A 7568-nucleotide genomic window follows, 5' to 3' on the forward strand; every position below is an offset into this window, starting at 1 on the left:
CGCCGGGAACCTCCCGCGCTGCCGGCGCGCGACTTGGGTCGCGATGGGACTCAACTTCATCGCCACCGTCGCGATGGTGGGCGTGGTAATGGCCTGCGCCCGAGAGCTTCTCGGGCTCTTCACGACGAGCACGGCCGTGATGGAGATCGCGCTCATCCGCATCCTCTGGGTGGTGCTCGCCGAGCCGGTGAGCGTCATCATGGAGACGGTCTCGGGCGCGATGCGCGGCTACGGCTACTCGATGCCGCCCGCCATGACGACGCTCATCTGCATCTGCTCGATCCGCCTCATCTGGGTCTACACGGTCTTTGCCGCCGACCCGACGTACCAGACGCTCATCATCGTCTACCCGGTGAGCTGGGTGGTGACGACGGTCGCGCTCGCGGCGCTCTACTTCAGGCACCAGAAGACGCTCGTGGCGGGCAGGGCGGTCGCTTGACATCCTCTGTTTTGAACGCTGCTCAAAATGCGCGTCCACAAGTCGTTGATCGTAGCGGGACGTTCGAAGACGGCCTCAAAGCACTGGCGCTGCAGGAAACCGACGAAACTTCGTTTTTCGCCGGATTATCTCATTATTCAACATAACGACCATTATGTTGAGTAATATTTGAGGCTCAGAGAGTGGTTTTTCGCCTCGCGTCACGTCTTCAATGACCGGTTCCCATTGTGCCGAAGTCCGGCACATAGATGCCTTGGATCGCCCAAGCTTGATCCTGCGACCTCCTCGAGGAGCCGGCGATTTCGCAACCTCGCCGGGTCACACTTCTTCAAATTACTGCCGACGCTAGGGAGGACGGACGCCGAGGCTCGGGATCCACGGGAGGCGCGTCTCCGCAGCGTCGCCTCTGGACAACGCATCCAGACGCTTCGCGACGCCCGAGGAAAGCCCTTCAAGGCAGAATCCGGCAATTGTTTGAAGTGATTGCGCTACCGCCCGGCCCGCCCGGTCTTTTAGAGTTTTTCACAACATCGACCCGCAGTGCCCATGGCCACGGCAGGCGGGCGAAGCATTCGAACGACCCAGCGCCGCGCCATGCTCCGCCCTCCCCGTCCATCCGCGCTGTACTCTTGAGAGAGACCGAACCATGCAGCTCATTGAAAACCAGGAATTCGGCGGCGAACGCCCGCTCTTCGGCCTTCACGACGCGCACCTCGCCCGCGTCGTCGTCCACGCGGGCGAATCCGCCCTGAAGCACGTCAAGCGCCTCGTCGTCACGGACTCGCAGTTCGAAGGCAAATACCCCTTCTGGCACGCCGAAGACGTTGAGATCGCAGGATGCCGCTTCACGCCCGGAGCGCGCGCGGCCATTTGGTACGTGAAGAACATCGCCATGACGGCCTCCACCATCGACGCGCCCAAGATGTTCCGCGACGCCGTCGGGCTCACCCTCACGGACGTCGTCTTCACGGACGCGATGGAAACCCTCTGGAACACGTCCGCCGTCCGGATGAAGGGGTGCCGCACCGAGCACGCGGACTACCTCTTCATGCACTCCTCGGGCATCACGATCGAGGACTACGTGCATCACGGCAACTACGCCTTCCAGTACTGCCGCAACATCACCATCACGAACGCCGAGATCCACGCCAAGGACGCCTTCTGGAATTCGGAGAACATCACCGTGCGCGATTCGCTGATCGACGGCGAGTACCTCGGCTGGCACACGAAGAGGCTCACGCTCATCAACTGCCGCATCAAGGGCACGCAGCCCTTCTGCTACTGCGAGGGCTTGAAGCTCGTCAACTGCACGATGGACCGGGACTCCGACCTCGGGTTCGAATACTCGGATGTCGACGCCGACATCGCCGGCCCCGTGACGAGCATCAAGAACCCGACCTCGGGGCGCATCCGCTGCACTTCCGTGGGCGAATTCATCCTCGACGGAAACCGAGCGCCGGGTGCAGACTGCGTCGTGGAATGCTCCGATCTTGCGGCCTGAGGACCCTTCTCCCAAAGGCCGCAGCCAACCACATCGCTTATTCGCCCGCAAAGATGACCACGCCCGCCGCCTACAACACGCCGACCTTCGACTTCGACCGCCCCACCGACCGCCGCGGCACGGGGAGCTACAAATGGGACCTCTCCCCCGAGGGCGTGATTCCGCTCTGGGTGGCGGACATGGACTTCCGCACGGCGCCCTGTGTGATTGAAGCGCTTCACGCGCGGGTCGACCACGGCGTCTTCGGCTACGAGCGCGTTCCGGCCGAATGGTACGAGGCGCTCCGCGGATGGTTCCGCCGGCGCCACCACTGGGACTTCCCGCGCGAATGGGTGCTCAACACCACGGGCGTGGTGCCGGCGATTTCGGCCGTGATCAAGGCCTTCACGACGCCGGGCGACGGCGTCGCGCTCCTCACGCCCGCCTACAACTGCTTCTACTCCTCGATCCGCAACAACGGCTGCCGGGCGGTGGAGATTCCGCTTGTGAACGGTTCCGCAGGCTGGCGGATCGACTTTGAGGCGCTCGAAGAGGCGCTCCTCCCCGAGGACGTCAAGGTGCTCCTCTTCTGCAGCCCCCACAACCCGGTCGGGCGCGTCTGGACGAAGGAGGAGCTCGAGACCGTCGCGGCGATCGCTCACCGCACGGACGTGATGCTCGTTTCCGACGAAATCCACGGCGAATTCGTCTTCTCCGAGCACCCCTACGTTCCGATGGGGACGATCCCGACGGCGGACCCGGACCGAACGATCGTCTTCACGTCGCCCACGAAGACCTTCAACCTCGCGGGCGCCGGAATCGCCGCGATCATCGCCGCCAATCCCGACGTGCGCGCCAAAGTGGACCGTGCGGTGAACGACAACGAATGCTGCGACATCAACGTCTTCGGCGTTTCGGCCGACGTCGCCGCGTGGAATGCGGGCGAACCCTGGCTCGAGGAGCTTCTCGAATATCTCCGCGGGAACATCGACGCCGCCCGAAGCCTCCTCGAAACGGAGCTCCCGGGCATCGACATCGCACCCCTTGAAGGGACCTACCTCATGTGGGCGGACCTGCGGGGCGTGCTCCCGAAGGGCCTCACGGTCGAGCGCCTCGCCGCGCACCTCAAGCGTGAACACGGCGTCTGGGTGGCGGCGGGCACCGACTACGGCGCCGCCGGCGAAGGGTTCGTGCGCATCAACCTCGCGACCCGGCGGGAGCTTCTTCTGGAGGGCCTGAGGCGCTTCGCCTACGGCGTGTGCCGGGCCGCGGACGAAAAACGCTGATTCTTCGTCCTGCGCCTGGTCGCAACGTTCGAACGCGTCTGCGCCTTTCAGGCAATTTCCGGAGCGGATGCGGTCTTTCTCTGCGGCCGCGGCGTCCGATAATGCATCCACACGCTCACCAGCGCGGGCGGTTCCTGCGGCACCGAATCCCGAAGCCGCCCGCGCGCTTCGTTCATCGGAGGATTTCACCATGACGCAACCCAAACTCATCCCCGTCGCTCCGGCGAAGGCCTGCAAGCTCCTCAACCTCGGAGGGACGGTGCTCGTCTCCGCGGAGTTCGAAGGCAGGACTGACATGATGCCGGCCTCCTGGAACATGCCCCTCGACTACGACAAGGGCGCCGTCGTGATCGACTCGATGCACTACACGCGTCCCCTCATGGACAACGCCAAGTACTTCGCCCTCGGCGTCGCCGGCGAAGGGATCCTTTCCGAGCTCCTCTACCTCGGGAGCGTGAGCAAGCATGACGAACCCGAGAAGCTCGAGAAGAGCGGCATGAAGTTCTTCAAGGTCCCGGGCTACGAGATGCCGCTCGCCGAAGGGTGCTCGGCCTGGGTGATCCTCGAGAAGCTCCCCGAGCCCGAGATGGCCGCCAAGTACGACCTCTTCCTCGGCCGCGTGGTCGCCGCCTGGGCGAACGCCGATGCGTGGAAGGACGACGGGTGGAACTTCGAGGAGGCACCCGTGGCGCTCCGGCCGACCTACTACACCCAGGGCGGCCACTTCTACATCATGGGTGAAGCAAAGAACGTCGTTCCGACGGGCGAATAACCCCGCGGCGCCGCCCGGGGCACGCAGCCCCGGGACGTGAATCCATCAAAACCCAGCCTCAGCACGGCCTTGTCCTCCAGCCCGGACGAGGCCTTTTTCATTTCCGGCGCATCCGGCGGCCGGCCTTCCTGTTCCAACCTCCCCTGGTCGGCTACAGGGTGCCGCCTGCAGCTCGGGCGCGGGCAGCGCCTCAGAGCCTGTAGGAAGGCTGCAGTCAACTGCTGCAGCTCGAAGTGAATCGGCCTTCTCGAAAGAGATGCGCAGGTCAGCAGCAGGAACTCATCCGAAGAGATCCTCAAGCGCCTAAAAACGCTTGAGGACTCAGCAGGAAATCTCCGTCCTTCAGGGCGGAGAGGATGTCAAGAGCGCTTCTCTTGCACACAGGTGCTCCGCGAAACCGAAGCCTACATCTGCAGTTTGCGGGGAGGCGCGCCGCAGCACGCCTCCCTGCACCTCACTCAAGGTCAGAGACTCGTCATGATCCAGCCCAAGTCCTCCTTCGTCGGTTCACGGAGATCCCCGATCTCGCCGTCCTTCCGGGCGGGGAAGCCTTCGAAGAGTGCTTCGTGCGCCTGGTCGTCCGCCTGGTCGTCCTCCGCCGCATCTGGCCGCAGTCTCAGGAAGAGCCAGCTTCCAAGAGGCGTCGTGAGGTCTTCGTGGAGGAAGCTCCACGGTCCGATGCGGTCCGTGTCGGCGTACTCGAGGTTTCTTGCAGTGAAGCTAAGCCGCGGCAGCGCCGTCGGGTCGAGCCCTGCTGCGTCAAGGTTCAGCCACTCCGAGAAGTCCGGCACGAGGCCGATCGACTCAGCATGCTCCACGGCACCAGCCTTGTGGACGTCGCTCGTGAAGCCGCTCCGCCCGTAGACTCGGCCTTCCCATCCGGCGAACGCGTAGAGCGTGTCGGCCGAATGCATCGGACCTGCAACCACATCGCCGCGCGCATTGAAGACCACGAGCGTATGGGCCGAATCCGCTTCGCCCACACGGACGACGCCGCGCTCGGTCTGGTCGAGCCGGTAGACGTCAACTTCGCCCAAAGTGGAGCGCACGGGCCCTTCAATCACAACGTCGCCCGAACCGGCGTAGACCGTCACAATGCTGCCGGAGAGCCCGCCGGAGAAGACGACGCCTTGAGGCGCACCATTGGGCGCATTCTTCTCGAGCGCAGTGACGATGGCCAGACGCCCGTCGGCCGAGAGATCGCTTCCCTGCACCGCAGCGGCATTCACCACCACTTCACCCGTTGCAGAAACACCGTTGGTGAAGATGACCGCACCTCGTTCGCCCTGCACACGCAGGTCACCCGAGACGGCGCCATTCTTCGATGCGTTGACCGCGAGCTCGGTTGTGCGGCCGGTCGAACCAAAGACGACGTCACCCGCAGACTCGATGGCAGCCTGAGTGAAGGCGTTGCCGCCCTCACCGGATGTTCCGCCTTCGCGGGCATCGAGCTTCACGAAACCGCCCGAAGACTGAGCTTCAAGGGTCGAGCCGCGCACGCCCGCGTTGCCCGACACCTCCCGCTGCAGGATGCTGTCCGCCGCATGGAGGGTGACCTTCGCTTTGTTCTCCGCCTTTGTCTCGTCGCCCACCGTGACAGCACCCGTAAAGGTAATGCCGCCAGATGCCGCGCCGATCCCGACGGAGTCGTCCGCCGTCACGAGGACGTCGCCCGTGAAGGCAACCTCGCCCGAAGCGTCGATCTCAGCCGTCGAACCGCCGCGCACTGTCGTGCGGTCGGCGAGCGTAAAGTCCTTCGACGTGAACTTCACGTTCTTGCCGGAAGCCTGGACGCCTTCCTCGACATGCAGATCCTCCTTCACCGAAATTGAAAGCGCGCTGCCTGCCGTCAAGACGGACTCTGCCGCGATACGGTCGCCCGTGAGGTGATCCGCTTCAACGGTGAGGTCCTTCTTGGTCTCGAGCGCAACAGTGCCTTCGCCGAAGTTGACCGCATCGCCAGCGCGGATCGACATGCTCTCGGCCTTCACGTTCTTTTCTGGCGTGAAGACGTCGTCGAGCCGGGCGTCTTTGCCCGCAATCACAGTCATGTCACCGATGAAGCCGTCCGAGGTATTGGCGGTGATCGTGCTCCCTTCAAGGTGCACGGTGCCCGTCTTTGCCTCGAAGTAGGCTTTGCCGCCTACACCGTTCTCGTCCTCGGTGATCTCAAGCTGGAGGTTGCGGGAGTTGATGTCGCCGCCCGCGGAAATGCGCAGAGTATCCTCAACCGAGAGCTCCATGCTCTCCATGCCGATCGACCCATCGGCGTCCATTTCAAGGAAATCGCCCTTGAGGCCGGTGGCGCCGGCGAGCGTCAGGTCGCCGCCCGTGCTCTTGAAGCCGAGGCCGCCGTCCAGAATCTCGAAGCGTGCCGTTTCGAGGTTGAGGTCGCCTTCAGAGCGCGCGAAGAAGTCGCCCTTATCGGCCTTGACGTTGGCTCCCGTCAAGGTGACGGGACCCTTGCAGGACTTGATGGTAACGACGCCTTCGTAGTCGTCGCGGTTACCCTCGTTGTAGCCATTACCCGTCACCCCGACCGTGATGCGCGAGCCTTCAACCCCTGCATCGCCTTCGGCGCGGAGCGACCCGCCCGAGACAATGGCGTCAGTGAGCGTCAGCAGACCGTTCGATTGGAACGCTGATGCTTCTTCAACTTTAACCTCAAGGCGCGAAGCATCGAGGGCGCCGCTGGCAGTGGCCGAAAGCGACTTCGCCGTCACTCTTGCAACAGCGTCGCCCGACGGCGCGAGCTTCAGATCCTGACCGGCCGTCAGTTTGGCCGCACCCACTGCGGAGAGGTTTACACCCGAGGCGTCGATGTCAGCAGCTTCAGCCGTGAGCGTGACTCCGTCCTTCGTCGCCTTGATCGCCGCGTCCTTGACAGACAGTTCACCCTTCTTCGCCGTTGCCGTAAGAGCACCTGCAGTGAGGTTGGTATTGTCAAGCGTCACAGAGTCGCCTGCCTCAACCAAGGCCTGATCAGCAACGGTCGCCGTGAAACGAGAACCATCAAGCTTGCCCGTCTTGGCCTTCATCGTGAGCGAATTGGACGTCACGTTGGCGTCAGTTGCAGTGATCGAGTCCTTCGTCGTGAGTTTTGCGGCCCCGAAAATATCGAACTCCGCCGACTTCAGAGACAGGTCACCCGACTTTGCGGACGCAGTGAGGGCGCCTGAACCGAGCTTGGAGCCGTCAAGCGTCACGGAGTTGCCCGCCACAATCGAAGCCTGATCAGCAACGGTCGCCGTGAAGCCAGTGGCTTCAACGCTGCCCGTCTCGGTCGTCATCGTGAGCGAATCGGACGTCACGTTGGCGTCAGTTGCAGTGATCGACCGCTGCGCCGTGAGTTTCACCTCGTCTTTAGCCGCCAGTGTTGCACTGGTGGCGTCGATATCGGCAGCTTCAGCCGTGAGCGTGATTCCGTCCTTCGCCGAATAGATCTCTGCGTTCCTGACAGCACCCACCGCGGAGAGGTATACACCCGAGGCGTCGATGTCAGCAGCTTCAGCCGTAAGCGTGATTCCGCCCTTCGCCGCATTGATCTCTGCGTTCCTGACAGACAGATCACCAGTCTTCGCAGTTGCCGTG

General features: G+C 63.4%; 5 protein-coding genes. 4 read left to right on the forward strand and 1 reads right to left on the reverse strand.

Annotated features, from left to right (window positions below):
• The 4 genes from ACT6Y9_RS07045 to ACT6Y9_RS07060 all read left to right on the forward strand — a co-directional run.
• Positions 1-439: MATE family efflux transporter (locus ACT6Y9_RS07045; RefSeq protein ID WP_443744006.1), on the forward strand; the 439-nt coding region annotated here is incomplete at its 5' end.
• A 646-nt stretch (positions 440-1085) separates the two neighbouring features.
• Complete coding sequence (locus ACT6Y9_RS07050; RefSeq protein ID WP_443744007.1) at positions 1086-1940, forward strand: DUF3737 family protein; 855 nt, start codon at positions 1086-1088, stop codon at positions 1938-1940.
• A 53-nt stretch (positions 1941-1993) separates the two neighbouring features.
• Positions 1994-3205 carry a MalY/PatB family protein gene (locus ACT6Y9_RS07055; RefSeq protein ID WP_443744008.1) on the forward strand — a complete coding sequence of 404 codons (1212 nt, stop codon included), beginning with the start codon at positions 1994-1996 and terminating at the stop codon, positions 3203-3205.
• 190 nt (positions 3206-3395) lie between these two features.
• Positions 3396-3977: a flavin reductase gene (locus ACT6Y9_RS07060; protein WP_443744009.1), complete on the forward strand. Its 582-nt coding sequence runs from the start codon at positions 3396-3398 to the stop codon at positions 3975-3977.
• Positions 3978-4441: 464 nt separating this feature from the next.
• Here the strand turns inward: ACT6Y9_RS07060 and ACT6Y9_RS07065 are convergent.
• Positions 4442-7568: hypothetical protein (locus tag ACT6Y9_RS07065; protein WP_443744010.1), on the reverse strand; the 3127-nt coding region annotated here is incomplete at its 5' end.

It is taken from the genome of Sutterella sp., from assembly GCF_052272535.1.
Taxonomy (GTDB): domain Bacteria; phylum Pseudomonadota; class Gammaproteobacteria; order Burkholderiales; family Burkholderiaceae_F; genus Sutterella.

What these genes read in the sequence shown, in the direction of transcription:
- ACT6Y9_RS07050 (WP_443744007.1), top strand. Translation starts at nt 1,086, where the DNA reads ATGCAGCTCATTGAAAACCAGGAATTCGGCGGCGAACGCCCGCTCTTC.
- ACT6Y9_RS07060 (WP_443744009.1), top strand. Translation starts at nt 3,396, where the DNA reads ATGACGCAACCCAAACTCATCCCCGTCGCTCCGGCGAAGGCCTGCAAG.
- ACT6Y9_RS07055 (WP_443744008.1), top strand. Translation starts at nt 1,994, where the DNA reads ATGACCACGCCCGCCGCCTACAACACGCCGACCTTCGACTTCGACCGC.